This window comes from Anaerosporobacter sp. (assembly GCF_965301125.1).
On sequence record NZ_CBDLAM010000046.1, the window covers coordinates 4,600 to 23,434 of the forward strand.

At 35.9% G+C, this 18,835-nt stretch carries 14 protein-coding genes; 2 read left to right on the plus strand and 12 right to left on the minus strand.

Translation table 11 applies throughout. The features are described 5' to 3' along the window. Positions 1-217 precede the first annotated feature (217 nt). The gene (gene nifJ / locus ACW2QF_RS07145) at positions 218-3,763 is read right to left on the minus strand and encodes a pyruvate:ferredoxin (flavodoxin) oxidoreductase (RefSeq protein WP_455715310.1); all 3,546 of its coding nucleotides are present in this window, start codon (positions 3,761-3,763) and stop codon (positions 218-220) included. Positions 3,764-4,057: 294 nt separating this feature from the next. On the opposite strand from nifJ, the gene ACW2QF_RS07150 reads away from it, so the two are divergent. Then, positions 4,058-4,696: a hypothetical protein gene (locus ACW2QF_RS07150; RefSeq protein ID WP_455715311.1), complete on the plus strand. Its 639-nt coding sequence runs from the start codon at positions 4,058-4,060 to the stop codon at positions 4,694-4,696. A 90-nt stretch (positions 4,697-4,786) separates the two neighbouring features. Here ACW2QF_RS07150 and ACW2QF_RS07155 read toward each other — a convergent pair whose 3' ends face one another. The 11 genes from ACW2QF_RS07155 to ACW2QF_RS07205 form a co-directional block, all read right to left on the minus strand. Continuing rightward, positions 4,787-6,289, minus strand: coding sequence for a DEAD/DEAH box helicase (locus tag ACW2QF_RS07155; RefSeq protein WP_455715312.1), 1,503 nt, complete (start codon positions 6,287-6,289; stop codon positions 4,787-4,789). Positions 6,290-6,500: 211 nt separating this feature from the next. After that, positions 6,501-7,088, minus strand: coding sequence for an NAD(P)H-dependent oxidoreductase (locus ACW2QF_RS07160; protein ID WP_455715313.1), 588 nt, complete (start codon positions 7,086-7,088; stop codon positions 6,501-6,503). A 157-nt stretch (positions 7,089-7,245) separates the two neighbouring features. Continuing rightward, entirely contained in the window at positions 7,246-7,785 is a 540-nt protein-coding gene (locus ACW2QF_RS07165; RefSeq protein ID WP_455715314.1) for a rubrerythrin family protein, read from the minus strand. 287 nt (positions 7,786-8,072) lie between these two features. Continuing rightward, positions 8,073-9,767 (minus strand): methyl-accepting chemotaxis protein, encoded by a 1,695-nt coding sequence (locus ACW2QF_RS07170; RefSeq protein WP_455715315.1) that lies wholly within the window; start codon positions 9,765-9,767, stop codon positions 8,073-8,075. Between the two features lie 516 nt (positions 9,768-10,283). Then, positions 10,284-10,910 carry a peptidase C39 gene (locus tag ACW2QF_RS07175; RefSeq protein WP_455715316.1) on the minus strand — a complete coding sequence of 209 codons (627 nt, stop codon included), beginning with the start codon at positions 10,908-10,910 and terminating at the stop codon, positions 10,284-10,286. Positions 10,911-10,930: 20 nt separating this feature from the next. Continuing rightward, on the minus strand, positions 10,931-11,776 hold the full coding sequence (locus tag ACW2QF_RS07180; RefSeq protein ID WP_455715317.1) for an ABC transporter permease: 846 nt from the start codon (positions 11,774-11,776) through the stop codon (positions 10,931-10,933). A gap of 45 nt (positions 11,777-11,821) precedes the next feature. Further along, positions 11,822-12,769 (minus strand): ABC transporter permease, encoded by a 948-nt coding sequence (locus ACW2QF_RS07185; RefSeq protein WP_455715318.1) that lies wholly within the window; start codon positions 12,767-12,769, stop codon positions 11,822-11,824. 3 nt (positions 12,770-12,772) lie between these two features. After that, positions 12,773-13,783, minus strand: coding sequence for an ABC transporter ATP-binding protein (locus tag ACW2QF_RS07190; protein ID WP_455715319.1), 1,011 nt, complete (start codon positions 13,781-13,783; stop codon positions 12,773-12,775). Beyond that, positions 13,780-14,751, minus strand: coding sequence for an ABC transporter ATP-binding protein (locus ACW2QF_RS07195; protein ID WP_455715320.1), 972 nt, complete (start codon positions 14,749-14,751; stop codon positions 13,780-13,782). The genes ACW2QF_RS07190 and ACW2QF_RS07195 overlap by 4 nt, the downstream gene beginning before the upstream one ends. 20 nt (positions 14,752-14,771) lie before the next feature. Further along, complete coding sequence (locus tag ACW2QF_RS07200) at positions 14,772-16,403, minus strand: ABC transporter substrate-binding protein (protein ID WP_455715321.1); 1,632 nt, start codon at positions 16,401-16,403, stop codon at positions 14,772-14,774. A 58-nt stretch (positions 16,404-16,461) separates the two neighbouring features. Beyond that, a complete protein-coding gene (locus ACW2QF_RS07205) occupies positions 16,462-17,619 on the minus strand; it encodes an amidohydrolase (protein ID WP_455715322.1) in 1,158 nt (385 codons plus the stop codon). A gap of 268 nt (positions 17,620-17,887) precedes the next feature. Between ACW2QF_RS07205 and ACW2QF_RS07210 the strand changes: the two genes are divergently transcribed. After that, positions 17,888-18,775, plus strand: a complete 888-nt coding sequence (locus ACW2QF_RS07210; RefSeq protein WP_455715323.1) for a DMT family transporter — start codon at positions 17,888-17,890, stop codon at positions 18,773-18,775. Positions 18,776-18,835 lie beyond the last annotated feature (60 nt).

Here is an 18,835-nt window from a genome sequence, read left to right on the forward strand (position 1 = left end):
TTTCAATACAACGCCCTTTCTTATCTAAAATTATTATTGGCAAACACCATCTTTTTATGCATATTACACTTTATCTTAAAATAAAAATAACTCTCTATCCAGTATAGAAGTAAGGTTCTCAAGGAACCTCACTCACAATCTTGACAAAGAGCTATTTCTATAGAGTTTGTCGAACAAAGTCTAGACATGATAGTATTCATGCAACAGCGCTTTATTCTTATTTATAAAGTTCAACTAATCTTAATAAATGTTCATATCGAGCATTTGCTGCTTCTTCAGAAGCACTAAATAACTTCTCAGCACGTTCTGGGAAGGAACGAGCAAGACGAGTATAACGAGTTTCATTATTCAAGAAGACTTGATATGTTCCATCACCTGGTTTAGAAGTTAAGGTAAATGGATTCTTACCTTCAGCTTTAAGCTGTGGATTAAAGGAGAATAGATTCCAGTAACCTGATTTTACAGCTGATTTCATTACATCTTGACAATGATTCATACCACCTTTAACTCCGTGAAGTTCACATGGAGCATATCCGATGATTAATGATGGTCCGTTATAGGCTTCAGCCTCTGCGATTACTTTAACAGCTTGTGCTGGGTTTGCACCAAGAGCGATTTGTGCTACATATATATAGCCATAGCTCATAGCGATTTCAGCAAGGCTCTTCTTGCCAACATCTTTACCAGATGCAGCGAATTGACATACTTCACCAATGTTAGATGCCTTTGATGCTTGACCGCCTGTATTAGAATACATCTCTGTATCGAATACCATAACGTTTACATTTTCTCCAGAAGCAAGTACATGGTCAAGTCCGCCGAAACCGATATCATATGCCCATCCATCACCACCTAAGATCCAAACAGATTTCTTAGCAAGATATTGTTTCTTCTCAAGAACTTCTATACAATGTTCACAACCAGCGCTAGCACCTTTTTCAAGCTCAACAATCAACGCATCTGTAGCTGGAGTGTTTTCTGTAGTGGAGTCTTTGGTTTCAAGGTATTTAGCGATTGCTGCTTTTGCCTCAGCAGGAGTTTCTGCTGCCTCACCCATCTCTTCAAGTTTAGCAATTATTTGATCACGAAGCGTTTTTTGTCCTAGATACATACCAAATCCATGTTCAGCATTGTCTTCGAACAAAGAGTTAGACCAAGCTGGTCCTTTCTCACTGTCTTTGTTAACTGTGTATGGACAGGCAGCTGCTGGACCACCCCAGATGGAAGAACAACCTGTAGCATTAGAGATGTACATTTGTTCACCAAATAATTGAGTGATTAATCTAGCGTATGAAGTCTCTGCACATCCTGCACAGCTTCCTGAGAATTCAAGAAGTGGTTGATTGAACTGAGAACCTTTAACCGTATTGCTAGCTGGCATACCAGGTTTCTTACCTACATTGTCAACTAAATATTGGAATACAGTTTGTTCCTCTGCTTGCGATTCCTGAGGAACCATTTGAATTGCAGCTGTTGGACAGACTGTAATACATTCTCCACATCCCATACAGTCTAATGGAGATACACTCATAGTATACTTATACGCACCAGCTTTGGGTTTCATATCTGCAAGTTTGATATTAGATGGAGCTGCTTTAATTTCTTCTTCGTCTAACATGAATGGACGAATTGTAGCATGTGAACAGACAAATGCACATTGGTTACATTGAATACATTTTTCTGCATTCCATTCTGGAACATTAACTGCGATACCACGTTTTTCATATGCAGAAGCACCTGTAGCAAATTGGCCATCCGCTAAGTCAGCAAAAGCAGATACTGGAAGGCTATCACCATCCATTAATGCGATTGGCTCAAGAAGATTCTTAACCAACTTAACTGTTTCTGGACGTCCTGTGTATTCTTTACCTTGAGCATCTGGTTCTGGGTTAGACCATGAAGCTGGAACTTCTACTTTATGAATGGCATCTACACCAGCATCAATTGCTTTGTAGTTCATCTCAACTACTGCATCGCCCTTCTTACCATATGATTTCTTAGCAGCTTGTTTCATGTACGTAATTGCATCATCAATTGGCATTACATTTGCTAATTTGAAGAATGCAGATTGAAGAATTGTATTCGTACGTTTACCCATACCAATTTCAATTGCCTTATCAATGGCATTGATTGTATATAATTGAATATTATTATCTGCTATGTATTTTTTAGCTGCTGCATTTAAATGCTCTGATAACTCCTCATCAGACCATTGACAGTTAATCATGAAGATACCGCCTGGTTTCACATCTTGTACCATCTTAAACCCTTTTACTACATATGATGGGTTATGACATGCTACGAAGTCAGCTTGATTTATGTAATATGGACTTTTAATTGGTTTATCACCAAAACGAAGATGTGAAATAGTTACTCCACCTGTTTTCTTCGAATCATATTGGAAATATGCTTGTATGTATTTATCTGTATGATCACCGATAATCTTAGTTGAGTTTTTATTAGCACCTACTGTACCATCTCCACCAAGTCCCCAGAATTTACATTCTACTGTACCTTTTGCAGATGTAATAGGCGCTGGCTTTACTTCTGGTAAACTCAAATGAGTAACATCATCTACAATACCTACTGTGAAGCGCACTTTTGGCTCATCTTTCTCAAGTTCTTTGAAGATAGCGAATACAGATGAAGGAGGTGTATCCTTTGATCCAAGACCATAACGTCCAGCCGATAATACAATATCGTGTAATCCCGCTTCACGTAATGTTGTAGCAACGTCAAGATATAGAGGATCACCTAAAGCACCCGGCTCTTTTGTACGGTCTAGTACAGCCATCTTCTTAACAGTCTTAGGAAGAACTTTTAACAAGCCCTTAGTTGACCATGGACGGTATAATCTAACTTTAATTAAACCAACTTTTTCACCTGCTGCTGTTAAGTAATCAATTACTTCTTCAGCTACATCACAAAATGATCCCATTGCTACGATAACACGATCCGCATCTTCGGCACCATAATAATTGAATAAGTCATAGTTTGTACCTAATTTTTCATTTATTTTAGCCATGTATTTTTCAACCACAGCTGGTAATTCATCATAAATAGTATTACATGCTTCACGATGTTGGAAGAATACATCACCATTTTCGTGCGAACCACGCATAGATGGATTTTCAGGATTTAATGCATGTTCACGGAATGCTTTTATCGCATCCATATTACACATTTCTTTCAGATCTTCAAAATCCCACTTCTCAATCTTTTGCATTTCGTGTGACGTACGGAATCCATCAAAGAAATTGATAAATGGTACTTTTCCTTCAATTGCAGCCAGATGTGCTACAGGGGATAAATCCATAACTTCTTGTGTATTTGTCTCTGCTAACATTGCAAAACCAGTTTGACGACAAGCATATACGTCACTATGATCACCGAAGATATTCAGTGATTGCGTAGAAACTGTACGTGCAGAAACATGGAATACACTTGGTAATTGTTCCGCTGCAATCTTATACATATTAGGAATCATTAATAATAGTCCCTGTGAAGCTGTAAATGTTGTAGTAATAGCACCTGCAGCAAGAGAACCATGAACAGTTCCTGCAGCACCTGCTTCAGATTGCATCTCGACTACCTTAACCTGATTTCCAAATATGTTTTCCTGTCCTAATGCAGACCATTGGTCGACATAATCAGCCATTGGGCTTGAAGGTGTAATTGGGTATATGGCAGCAACATCCGTAAACGCGTAAGATACATGAGCCGCAGCTGTGTTACCATCCATTGATTGTTTAGCTCTTGACATTCGTATTTCCTCCTTTAGGTAATAAAGGTCATTTAGGCCCTATTCAGAGTTAATTTTAACATCATTTACCTTACTTGTAAAGATTTTCTATATTTAAAATGACGAAGAATTTACTTATTTTATAAAAATTCTTGTCACTTTTCATAATTTTTTAAAGTTATATGATAGTTTTTAGAACAATAAAGGTCCATATTACAAACAAATGTTCCATTACCAAACTACCTTCTATTAGAAGAACACTCCTCAACAAATCGCATATGGTATATTATCACCCATGAAATGGAGGTTATTATAATGGATCCTTCGCAAAGATTTTGCGATACAAGTCGTAGACAATTAAATGCTTCTGCAGACGAAATACCTTGCGATTATTCCCAAAATCCAGATATTATTACTGGTACTCCTAGGAGGTCTATGGTAAACAATTATCGTATGATGAATCCCCAGTCATCTTTAGTTCCAATCTATGGTACTGTGGTCGACGTTACTACGGAGTATCTGAATAAAGAAAAAAATTGCGTTTCCTATTATGACATAAACGTATTAACAGAAGACAACCAAGAGGTTCATTTTATTATTGATGCCAACACGTATTTTGTTGACTGTATCACTCAGCAAAAAGGTGTTAAAATTGTAGGCTTCTACGATGAGCTTGCTCCTATTCCACTAATCTATCCACCTAGATATCCTATTAAAGTAATTGCTCTTGATTTACCTGGACGTTTTGTTAGCGCTAATTTCTTTGATTGTTATCTTGTAAGTAATGATAATCAATTGCAGCTTGTCATTTCTAACAACAGCTATATTATCGATGAAGATGGTAAGCCTTATTGTGGTAATATCTCAAATAAATATATGGTTGTATTGTATAATCAGACAACCGGAGACACTCCAGCTATAACAACACCGAATGTTATTATCGTGTTACACTAGGTCTGAAAGAGGCACCCATTGCTACATTGATATGATTCCCCTTAATTTACAAGGTGAATAACCAAAATCTACTTAAGGGTGCCTCTTTACTTATCTAGTTATTCTAACTTTTCTTACTTTCCCTTTAATCGTCTTATTCTGTAATGCATCTAAAACTATCTGGCCTTTTCCATTCAAGATTTCCACATAAGTTAAAGAATCCCTTACATCAATAACGCCTATGTCTTCTGCCGCCATATTAGGAATACTACAGATTGTCCCAACAATATCCACTGCACGCATCTTACTCTTCTTACCACCACTTATGGAAAGTTTCGTAATCGTTTTATTAAACTCAGCGCCTTTTTTCTTCTTTAATACAACCTTCTCACTTTGTCTCTTCCAAAATGCTTTTTCTTCTTCCTCACTACCTGGTACATATGTGGCCATAGGTAAATCATATCCAACATAGTCTTCCACCATCTTCTTCATCTTCTCATCAGAACTTGTTACTAGACTAATTGCAGTTCCAGTTTTGCCATTACGTCCTGTTCTTCCAATACGATGGACATAGGTTTCTCTTCCTGTAGGGAAATCATAATTGAACACATGGGATAGATTATCAAAATCAATTCCTCTTGCAACCACATCCGTAGCAATAAGATAGCGAAAACGTCCTTCACGAAATCCTTCAACCGTACGGATTCTATCTTGCTGATCAATATCTCCATGAATCATTCCACATTTTACACCATCTTTACGAAGTTTTCTACAAAGTACATTAACCATCTCTTTGGTACCACAAAAAATCATGCAACTTTCAGGATTCTCTCTAGCAAGTAGTCGTAAGAATAATTGATATTTATCCTTGTTTTGCTCAGCTAATTCATTAGACGAGTCACTACCATATGAATTAGTTGACTGCATCGCACTATTGATACCACTTACCTCATAAACTTCTTCTTTAATATTTCCTTTTTCCTCTTGTGATATTTCAATCTCTATCCTAACTGGCTCTTCTAAATATTGCTCAATTATGTTTTCAATCTCTTCCCCTATGGTAGCTGAGAATAACATAATTCTTGGATTGGTTTTAATCTCATCAAGAATCTCCCTAACATCATCAGCAAACCCCATATCTAACATTAAATCAGCTTCATCAATTACCACCGACTTAATATTGCTTAATTGTAGTGTTCCTCGTCGTATATGATCCATAACTCGACCTGGTGTTCCAACTACAATATGTGATTTCTGCTTCAGTGTCTGGATCTGCTTATCAATAGGAAACCCGCCAAACACATCGGGTACCTTAAGACGTTTTTTCCTTCCGATATGAAAGATCTCCTGTTTTGTCTGCACAGTCAGCTCTCTAGTTGGCTCAAGTACTAGCGCTGTTGGGGTATTCTCTTCCCAGATTGCTTCTTCACATAACGGTATAGCAAAGGCGGCTGTTTTACCGCTTCCTGTTTGGGATTTACCTACGATATCTCTTCTTTGTAATGCAGGCGTAATCACTTCTTCTTGAATCTTCGTTGGTTTCGTATATCCTAATATTGTTAATGCATCAATAATCTCTTCTGATAACTGATAGCTTGTAAATTGGTTTGTCATGGTTGTCCTTCTCTTTCTATTTCATTTGTCTTATCCTTATCTTTTTTATGATCATTGATAACATTATACAATATGTTTGTACGTTTATCCAAAATTTCTTTCACCTAATAATATAGTTTGCGTGATTATTAATTTTTCATCAATTGCTTTCTTCCTGTAAAATAAAACAAACAGCAGTAATTAACTACTGTTTGTTTTAATATCAACATGTTTACTTATTCGCAAATTTCTTCTCCATATTTAATAACCATTTCTTTCTAGTTTCCTCTGAACTTGTTTTGATCATATTAAAGCTAATCCACTTAACTTTTTTTAAACCTAACTTTTTAAATGTCCCTTTTATTAGAGCATTTTTAATTGCATTTCGATAAATATATTTATACTTTAATTTAGGGGTATTCATTGTAGTAATAACCGTAGTTGATTTCAAATTCGTTAACATTGTCCTCAATCCATGCCCCGACCCTATATAGCCATATACTGAACCAGGAAATATAACTTTATCTACAAAGCCTTTCATCATAGCCGGCATTAACTCCCACCAAATTGGAAAGATTATGACTAGGTGATCAGCTTCTCTTAATCGGTTAATATAATCAATGGATTGCTCATCAATTGCTTGACGATTTTTAAAAGCAATCAAATCTGCTCCCGTCATAACCGGATTGAAGCAGTCACTATCTAAATCAATAACATCTACTTCGTTTCCAGCTTCTAATGCTCCTTTCTTCACAGATTCCAATATAGCATGACAAAAACTCCCATTGTAAGGGTGGTTGTATACTATTAATGTTTTCATAAAAATTCCTCCAAATATTTTCTAACTATATTATATTCGGAGGAGTCGGATGAATCATTATCTTATATTAATAGATACATTATTTTTTATTCTTGCTTGGATTCTACTTAATGAAACTGGTGTAACACCTAAATAAGAAGCTATATAATCTTTAATCCTAATAATCCTGACAATACTCCTTGAAAAATCCCTGAGGAAATCCACAAACAGGACATACTTCAGGTGCACAGATACCATATTCCATGTGACCACAATTTAGACAAACCCATAATGTTTCCTCTGGTTTACAAAATACATTGTTAGTTTCGATATTTTCAGCTAATTTACTAAAACGATAATCATGTGATTCCTCTATATTTGCTATACCTCTAAATTTATTTGCGATATCTGGATACCCTTCCTTATCAGCGGTATTAGCAAACTCTCGATAGATCCCTGCCCATTCACTTCTTTCTCCACTAATGGATTCCTTAAGATTAGTCAGAGTATCTGGAACTTCACCATTATAGATAATCTTCATCATAATTTCTGCATGTTCCCGTTCATTTCCTGATGTCTCATCAAATATATTACCAATCTGTTCAAATCCGTCTTCCTTTGCCTTCGATCCATAGATTGCATATTTCGTACTTGCTTTTAATTCTCCATCTAAAGTTCTTAAAACATTTTTAAATGTTTGACTATTTTTAAAGTCCATATTACCACCTGTTCTATACACTATTCTCATAGCAATTTAATTCTTCCTACATGATATTCTATGTTTAGACAAGGGGAAGTGTTATTTATTTTTCTATTAGGCTCTACTATAGTAATTTTTCCATAAGATAACGCTACTAGGAATACACCACCAGAGTCAGGCTTATTGTGTATTATACAAGTAGAAGGAGTTAACCTATCATCATTTAAGATAGGTAACTCCTTCCTTGTAAGTCTCTTTTCTATTCTATTTTAACAATTTGTTTACTTGTCAATTTAACAGATTTATTAGTCTTCAAAATCACTAACCTTAAAGTTATGAGTTAATTTTTCAAGAGCTTCTGCTTGTTTGCTCATTTCCTGGCTACTTGCAGCACACTCTTGTGAGGTTGCTGAATTTGTCTGTACCACATCATTGATATGATCTACACTTGTATTAATCAGGTTAAATGATTGCGTTTGTGCTTCCAAGGCATCTGCCACTTTGTTTACTTCTTCCGTAATAATCTTGGAATCCGTAACAACGTTTTCTAGCTGTTTTGCAGCCTCTTCTGCAATTATCATACCTTTCTCTACCGCTTGTATTGAAGATTCAATTAATATAGTAGACTCTTTTGCAGCATCTGCACTCTGCGCCGCAAGTATAGATACTTGATCAGCAACAACTGCAAATCCTCTTCCTGCCTCTCCTGCTCTTGCTGCTTCGATAGAAGCGTTTAATGCAAGTAAATTTGTTTGAGATGCAATATCATTTATTGTATCAATAATCTTACGGATTTCTTGAGATGACACACTAATTTCACTCATAGACTGCATCATTTCATTCATCTTCTCATTACTATTTATAATTTCTACACCAGACTGTTCTACTCTTTTACTGATATTTTTTGCAGAGTGTACATTTGCAGATACCTGTTCAGAAACTGATTCGATTGTAGCCGCAAGCTCTTCAGTGATACTAGCCTGCTCTGAAGCTCCTTGTGCCAGATCCATAGAACCTTCTGCAACCTGTCCTGCACCACATTCAACCTGTTCTGCAACACGCTGAATATTTTTTACTGTATCAGCCATATTTCTTTCAAACATCACAAACGCATCCAAAATCGCAACGAAGTCACCCTTCCACTCCACTTCAGGCTTGACAACAAAGTTACCATTAGAAAATTCTCTCATGGCATTTGTAATGTCATCAATATAAGCACCTAAGTTGCGGATAGACTTTCGTAAACTATGTGCAACACTTCCGATTTCATCATCGGCACGATAATCCAACTGACTGTGTAGATTTCCTGCTGCTAATTCTCCAGCAACTTCTTTAATCTCTTCCAAAGGCTTTGTAATTGAATTAGCAATATTTTTGTTAAGCACTGTTGAGAAAATTATCGTAACAATGATAAGAGTTCCAGTAACTAACACACTTGCAACGAATCTTGTTTGATTTTGTTCTACTGACTGATTAACCGCATCATCTGTCATAGCATCTAATTCTAAAGATAAGCTAATAATCTTATCTAGAGCTGGTACACACTCTGAAAATATTTGCTGAGTAGCTTCTTCCTTCTCCCCAGCTTCAATTTTATCTAAGATATTAGCTCCAATTGCTCCCCATTCATTTATGGTATCTACGTAACTTTGATACAGTTCTTGATCAATCACTTCTGTTTTTTCTAAAGTTTCTAAATATGATCCTGTTTCAATTATATGATCTTCAACGTTCTTTCGATAATCAGCATAACTGCTAGGATCATCATTCAAAGCCATTTCCCTAAGATTCCTAGCAGCAATATTTATATGAATTCGACATAGTTTAACTGCCATATCCGCTTTATTAGTACGATTAACCATATCATTCAAGCTTCCCTTCATCATAGATAAGACCGCTATATTCATAATGCTTGATATGATCATAAATATAATCATTAGCCTATAAACAAAATTTAGTTTTTGTTTAACATTCATTTTTCTGTTAAATTTTTCCAGCATTTGCAATTCTCCTTTAGTACATAAAACATTATAACATCATTCAGCTAAATAGTTTTCCTCCAATAATATAAGCTGAATTTTCATGAGATTATCTGCTGTTATCACCATCTCTGCTTTCCTCCTTGCCTGTATACTATGTAATTTCTAGAAATAACATGCAGAATCCTCCCTTATAAGTCTCGTATACAATTTTATTAACTCTCTTAAATGCTGTCCTTGAACCCAAATCAATCACAATACATCTTATTTCACGAGTAAATACAAAATTCTTACTTGACTCCATAAAAATAACCTTTATGCCATTAAGCAATAAAGGTTATTTTCTTAGCAAAATTTTAGCATAATAATTAAGATTTTTCAAGTCTAAATATAAGATCCCCTCCAATAAATAGCTACTTATATGTCCTTCTCCCCAAACACCTATATCTAATACAAAAAAATGTAAAACACAACACGAATGTTTATATTTTACATTTCATTATGATTATAGCCAACTATCAATACTTTCTTATAAAACTAAATCATATATTCAATTGTATTCTCTGGTGTTTCTCGTTTATCTATATTGTAGATAAGCATTGCTTCTCGCATTTTCATAGCCCCAAAGGAATACGTACGATCTATCACCGAATTCATAATCTCAGGCTTTACTAATCGATTGCATTTTTTAGGTTGATCTTCAACTATTTCAACCCCTGGGAAAACTTTCTTATCATCTGACATATCATAAGGATCAAATAATCTAACCATACCATTTTCTAATCCTGTTAACAAAACATAATGACCATCACCTTCTAGTAATACACGTGCTACTACAACCCCTCTTTGTTGAAGACAGCTTGTAATCATGCTATTTGAACTTATATACACTTGATTATCTACAAGGAATTCAGCATGGATAGGGAAATTCGTACTTTTACCAAATTGATTAAACCAACTAGACAAAAACTTCATTGCCATTCTTGAAGTTCCATGTCTACCAACTTCTCCCTTCTCGTTATAGGCATCTAAAGTGTACATGAATATAGCCTTTAATAATTCTGGTGATAACTCCTCACGGCCATACAAATATCGCATTGCATTACATAATGTGGTAGGCCCACAATCATATTCTGACGTCTGATAGTATAGATAATTCTTCATACTTATCCCCTCCTTCTATATTACACAGATGGATCTAATGCATCTCTAAGTGCATCCCCCACAAAATTAATACTAATTACTAACAGGACAATTAATATCCCTGCTGGTACCCATAACCAAAACTTACTTGTAAGAATTGTGATGGATTCTGCCCCATTTAATATATTTCCTAAGCTGGCAGTTGGTGGCTGTACACCCATACCTAGGAAACTAAGCGCCGCTTCATCTAATATAGATATAGCGAATACTTGTGTTGCATATACAAACACAGGTGCAATGGTATTTGGTAATATCTCTGAAAATAGTATATATCGTTTTGGCATACCTGCAGCAATATCTGCTTTTATATAGTTCATCTCTCGTATGGATAATACATTACCACGTACTAATCTAGCCACTCCTGGCCAGTCTACAAATCCTAATATTAACACAATGCTCCACAATCCTGGCTCAAATACTGCTGCTGCAACTAATACTAATAAGATGTATGGGAAAGACATTACCATATCTGTAAATCGCATAATAATACTATCTACAACACCACCGATAAACCCTGATAATAATCCAAGTATAACCCCAACAATGGTTGATATAACAGTAGCCGCAGCTCCAACAAACAATGATATTCGCATCGCATACAATAATCTACTAAACATATCTCGCCCAATCTGATCTGTCCCTAATATATGCTCCCTTGATGGTGGTTTAGAAAATCCACCAGTAACTTGGTTTGGATTATAAGGTGCTATAATTGGCGCGAAGATTGCTAAGATTATCATTATAATGAGAAAGACGAAACTTACTACTGCTAATTTATGTTTCATAAATCTTTTTGTGATTCTTTGCATGTTTCCTTTATGTTCCATATGACACTCCTATCTAAAAAATGTCTCCAATTCGGAGTCATATTCTTACTTATATTGAATGGTTGGATTAACGATTGCGTAGATAATATCTGTCACTAAGTTGGCTAGTAAAACAACAACTGCAGTTAGTAAACAAACTCCCATAATAACCGGGTAATCTCTACTTGTTATTGCATTCATTGTAATTAACCCTAGACCTGGCCAACTAAACATCTGCTCTACAATAACCGCTCCACCAAACAACACGGGTATCTGCATTCCAATAACGGTTACAACAGGAAGCAAAGCATTCCTTAACGCATGTTTGTTAATAACTAAAAATCTACCAATCCCTTTTGCTTTCGCAGTCCTTAGATAATCTTGTTGCAAAACCTCTAGCATAGCACTACGAACATATCGAATATTCGTTCCTGCAATGGATATTGCTAATACAAGTACTGGCATAACCATATGTTTGGCAACATCCAAAAAGCCTCCCTCTGTACCTTGTGTAATCATACCACTAGAAGGGAGTAAGCCAAGTTTTACTGTAAACAGATAGATGAAGATCAGTGCTAGAAAGAAGCTTGGTATACTTGTTCCAAGGAAAGAAAGGGTAACAAGTGTATAGTCTCTCTTCGTATATCGATGAATCGCACTATAAATACCAGCTGGTATTGCAATAAGTAAACCAACAACTAAGGAAGTTCCCATTAGTAGTAGAGTTGAACCAATATGGCTTCCTATAATAGAGCTAACTGGTTGATAACTCTTAATGGAATACCCAAGGTTTCCTGATAAAACTTGCTTTAGCCAATCAAAATATTGTAAGTAAATTGGCTTATCTAACCCTAACATAGCAGCCTTAGCTTCAACTGCGCTTTCTGAAATCTTTGGTCCATGCATCATAGCAAGAGGGCTTCCTGCACGACTCATAATTAGATAATCAATTATAGTAATACCAATTAATACTGGTATCGCAGCTAATATTCGTTTTAAAATGTATTTCCACATACGTTATCCCACCTCCTCTATGTCTTTTGTTATACTATATGGACATGCACAGAAGTGATTATTTGTTCCTTCTACTGGTACTAATTCCATATTTACGTGCTTACATTCCTCTTTCGCATAAGGACATCTTGTATGATATCTACAGCCAGTAGGTGGATTTACTGGAGATGGGATTTCTCCACTGATTACAATTCTAGAACGATCTCTAAGATTTGGATCAGGTATCGGTGAGGCATCTACAAGTGCCTTCGTATAGGGATGCCTTGGGTTCTCAAACAATTCCTTTGCGTCCGCTATCTCCACAATTTTACCAAGATACATCACGGCTATCCGAGTACTGACATAACGTACAGCACCTAATCCATGACCAATAAATACATAGGTCAAATTCATTTCTTTTTGTAAGCTTGTTAATAAGTTAAGTATCTGCGCCTGAACTGATACGTCTAGCGCACTTACTGGCTCATCGCAAACAATTAGTTTTGGATTAAGAGATAATGCCCTTGCAATACCAATACGCTGTCTTTGTCCACCAGAGAATTCATGTGGGAATTTACTCATTGAATTCTTTGCAAGACCAACCATATCTAATAACCGTTCTACTTCTTGTTTTACATTTTCTTTGGTTACTACCTTATGATAAAGCATCGGTGCTGCTAGAATATCATAGATTTGTTTTCTTGGATTCAAAGAAGAATTGGTATCCTGAAATATCATCTGAAATTCCGTGCGTATTCCGCGTAATTTGCTTTCTGGCATGATCGTTATATCTTGTCCGTCATACAGAATCTTACCTGCACTTGGCCTCTCAAGTGCCATAATCTGACGTCCAATAGTAGATTTTCCACAACCAGACTCACCTACAATACCAAGAGTTTCTCCTTCTTCTATCTGAAAACTTACGTCATCTACTGCATGTACCATCTGTTTATTTTTTGATAATGGCACATTATTAACTGGGTAATACTTACAAAGTCCGTCCACTACTACAATTGATTTCTTATTATTTGTCATCGTTTCAAAACTCCTTCCAACCTACAACGTACCAAGTGTCCTGGTTCAATCTCATGATACTTTTGTTTGGCATAACATTCCTTCGTAGCATAACTGCAACGCTTAGCAAACCGACAACCTTCTAACTCTTGGTAATTCTCTGGTACTGATCCCTGTATAGATTCTAGCTTTCTTTCCTCATTATCATATATGGAAGGAACCGATCGTAATAACGCTTCCGTATATGGATGTGCAGTTTTTTCAAAAAGACTATGTACCCCTGTTTCTTCAATACATTGACCTGCATACATTACAACAACCCGGTCCGCCATTTCTGCAACCACACCGATATCATGTGTAATTAATAGAATTGACATATGGTACTCCTCCCTAAGTTCAAGGAGGAGTTTCATAATCTGCAACTGTATGGTAACATCAAGCGCTGTAGTTGGTTCATCTGCAATCAATAGTTTAGGACGACAAATCAAAGCCATTGCTATCATAACTCTTTGTCTCATACCCCCTGATAACATATGAGGATATTTCTTCATTACCACTTTCGCATCTGGTAACCCAACTTTCTCAAGAAGTTGTATGGCATATTCTTTTGTTTTCTTCTTATCGTATCCTAGATGAATACGAATAGATTCAGCCATCTGGTTACCAATTGTGAAGCTAGGATTGAGACAATTCATCACATCTTGAAACACCATCGCGATTTCATTGCCACGTATCCCATCCAGTTCTTTTTCCTTTAGTTTTAACAAATCTTTTCCATCAAACAGAACTTCACCACTTCTTACATGCCCCTGCTGTCCTAGTAAACCCATAATTGATAATGCTGTCACACTTTTTCCACAGCCAGATTCTCCTACTATACATAGGATTTCACCTTCATCAACATGGAAATTTACTTTATCAACAACCATGAGCTCTTTGTGTTCTTGTTCAAACACAACTTCTAAGTCTTTCACCTGTAATAATGGCATCTGTCTCTGACCCTCTTTCTCTACTTAATCTCCCAATCCTGTATATTGATAAATGTACCATACACATCTGGAGTAGCATTTTGTAAACGATTGCTCTTTGCACCTAAACCACTAATTACATATGCGTTTATCATTGGAACTTCCGACTGAACAATACTGTCAACGGTTTTATACAATGCTTTCATCTTATCGCTATCTGTTGTGGTTTGTGTTTCCTTTAACGCCTTAATAATCTCATCATTTTGGTATCTAGTCCAACCACTGGCAGATAATAGCCAAGTAGCATCGTAATACACATCAACTGGTGCATAAGTATATTGTACTGCTAATAAATCAAAATCCCCAGTACCTGCTGTTGTTAACAAAGTAGATAAATCAACGGTATTTATCTTAACCTTTAATCCCATCTCTGCATACTGTGCTGCTAGATAACTTGCTATCTGCGTAAATGTAGTATCTCCACTGTTTACATAGAAATTATATTCTGTAGATGGATCCCATCCTTCTGATTCTGCTTCTTTGAGCAACTGTACTGCCTTATCCTTATCATAAGCGATTGGAACAACACTTGAATCATAGTTTGGTGATACACTTGCAAGGAATCCATCAACGACTTCTCCTTTGCCTTTTAAGAATTCTTGTAAAATTGTATTTCGATCCATTCCATATAAGAATGCTTGACGTACTTTTACATTTGAAATCTTTTCCGTATTAAAGAAGACGGATTCCGTGGTAACTGGTGTACCATCATAAACTGTTATATTATCTAATTTTTCCACACTTTCATAATCTTCTTGAAGAAAATTACCCATCGTTTGCTGAACTAAATCGATCTCTCCAGATTGAAGTCCCGTTAATAACTGACTTGGAGTTACAACCTTAATGGAAAGGTTTTTAATCTTAGGAGCTCCTTTGAAATACTTCTCATTTGCCTCATACGTTACATAATGATTCAAATCGAAATTCTTTACCACATATGGTCCACTTACCACAGTTGGTGCGTTAAACCATTCATTCGAAAGCATCTGGTCTTTTGGTATATCCCCAAGAACATGTTCTGGTAGAACTAGAATATATCTTCCATAGATATTTTGGAAGGTTGATAAGGCCATCTCTGACTTTGTAGTAATCTGAACTGTCTTATCATCTACTGCAACCACACCGCTAACACTATCTGAACCAGCTTTTACAAAGCCATCATCACCAGTACCTTCAATGTTTTCGATTGACATTCCAGTAGTACCAATCTCTGGACTAGCCCAGCATAAGAATGTAAACAATACATCCTTTGATGTAATCGGTTCACCATCTGACCATACTGCCTTAGGATCAATCGTAATTGTAAATGTTTTATTATCTTCTGTCGTTATCTCACTAGCTATCTGTCCTTCAAATTCTAGATCTTTATTCAATTCAACTAATGGTAAGAATTCTAATGAAGTCGAGTATTTAACAACTTCTGTACCGTCCATTAATAATGGATTTAGTGATCCAATGGTATCGGTTACACCGATTGTTACAACATCACTTGCTGAAGCTCCACTTTCTGTTGTAGCTCCTTTATCATTCTTCTTTCCACCACATGCTGTAAGAGATCCTACTAACGAAACTGTCAATATAACGCCAAGTATTTTTTTCCACTTTTTATTCATTTCATTCTCCTGCCTTTCAATTCTATAATTTAAAACTTTATTATTATGTTACAAACTACTATACTAATTTTGATTCTAAACTTGCCTTAACAAGTTCAATTATATACTTTACTGTAGGTACAAGTGCTTCTGGATCAGCTATAAATGCTGGGTGATGTAACGGATGCTCTCCGCCTGTCCCTATCTTAATATAGGCTCCAGGTATTCTCTCTTGATAGTAACTAAAATCTTCCCCTGCTAAGGATTTCTCAACTTTCGCTACCGCTATATCTAAGTCACTTGCTACTTTCCTTGCAAATTCACATAACGAAGCATCATTATATACCGCTGGTGGTCCAGCATACCAAGTAAGTTCTCCTATTGCTCCATAACTTTTTGCAATTCCACTTACCAAATCAGTCAATCTTGTTTGTATTTGTTTTCTATCCTCTGCATCTAATGTACGAACGGTTCCTTCCATAAATCCCTTCTCAGGTATAACATTCCATGTGTTACCACCTTCAATTCTTGTAATACTTACTAGATTGGAATTAAATGGATTCATATTCCTACTTACAATTGTTTGAACCGATTGAACGATTGCTGACATAACAACAATGGGATCGATTCCTTTCTCTGGATAGGCGGCATGAGTTCCTTTTCCCTGTATACGAATCTCAAATCGATCAACTGCAGCCATCACAGCTCCTTCACCGATCGCTAACGTCCCTACTGGTATTCCTGGTGCTGTATGGATTCCCCATATCAGTTTAGTATCCTCTAAGGCATTGGTCTCAATGACTTTAGTAGCTCCTCCTGATACCTCTTCTGCTGGTTGGAATACAATTTTTATGGTTCCTTTTAATTGATTCTTATATAAATTCAACACCTTTGCTACTCCTAGCATAACAGAGGTATGAAAATCATGTCCGCAAGCATGCATAACTCCCGGCTTCTTTGATGCGTAAGATAGCCCTGATTCCTCTTCAATTGGTAACGCATCAATATCACAACGCAGTGCCATAACAGAACCTTCTTGATTTCCTTTAATCTTTGCAACTAAACCAGTTTCTAAGGGTAAATCAAGAATCTCAATATTTTCTTTTTTCAATTGTTCCTTTATGTACTCGGTAGTTTTATATTCTTGATATGCTAATTCAGGATTTTGATGTAGCCACTGAAAATCATTTCGCACTTCTTTTAGCAGCAAATTTTCTTTTAATGAATCTTCTATCATTGTATCACTCCTCTCCATTCCTTATGATATCTATCATAAACTTATGCTTTTAATTAGCTAGATTTATTCGCCTATAATTCATACAATGTTTATAGGGATTCTATTTTTTTCATTATATGTCTCGAATTGATTAAAGTCAATTGTTATTTTGCCATATTTACGTACTTTTTATGTAGATTCTTCCATTATATTGTCGTAATATATATAAATGTAGATGCGTATCTTCACTGGTACTGTACTGCTATATCACATATAAAGGAGTTTAACCATGAACATTGTACAAGACAATAAAACACGCGGTCATCTTGCGGCCCTTTTTACCATTATAGTATGGGGTACCACATTTATATCAACCAAAATCCTACTTAGAGATTTTTCTCCTGTAGAGATTCTATTCATTCGCTTCGTCATCGGCTATATAGCACTATGGATTGCTTATCCGAAACCTCTTCGTATAACCAATAAAAAACAAGAAATACTGTTTGCCGCTGCAGGATTATGTGGTTTAACCCTTTATCAACTTTTTGAAAATATTGCATTAACATATACTCCCGCTTCTAATGTAAGTGTAATAATCTCTATAGCGCCCTTTTTTACAGCAATACTTGGATTCCTATTATTAAAGGAAGAGAAGCCCAACCTGCGTTTCTTCATTGCTTTCGGAATCGCTATCGCAGGTATCTGTTTAATTAGTTTTAATAATAACACTTCACTATCTATCAATCCACTTGGTGATTTACTAGCAATCAGCGACTCTATTCTTTGGGCCTTTTACTCAATAATCACCAAAAAACTTAGTTCCTTTCATTACAATATGATTCAGACAACAAGAAGGATTTTCTTCTATGCAATACTCTTTATGATTCCGCTCTTATTCGTAATGGATTTTCAACTTTCTCTTAAGCCATTAACAAACGTGACTAACTTATTTAACCTAATTTTCTTAGGACTTTGTGCCTCTGCATTATGTTTCGTTACTTGGAATTTTGCAGTTCGTCATATTGGCACAATGAAAACAAGTGTCTACATATATGGAGTTCCTGTGATTACAGCTATTACCTCTGCAATCATACTCCATGAAACGATTTCACTGACAACTATATGCGGTATTGTATTAACCTTAGTCGGGTTATATCTATCAGAGAAGAAAAACTAATATTATTTTTTATATCTGGGATAATGTGTTTTTTGATCCAGTAATCAGGAAATGAAATTA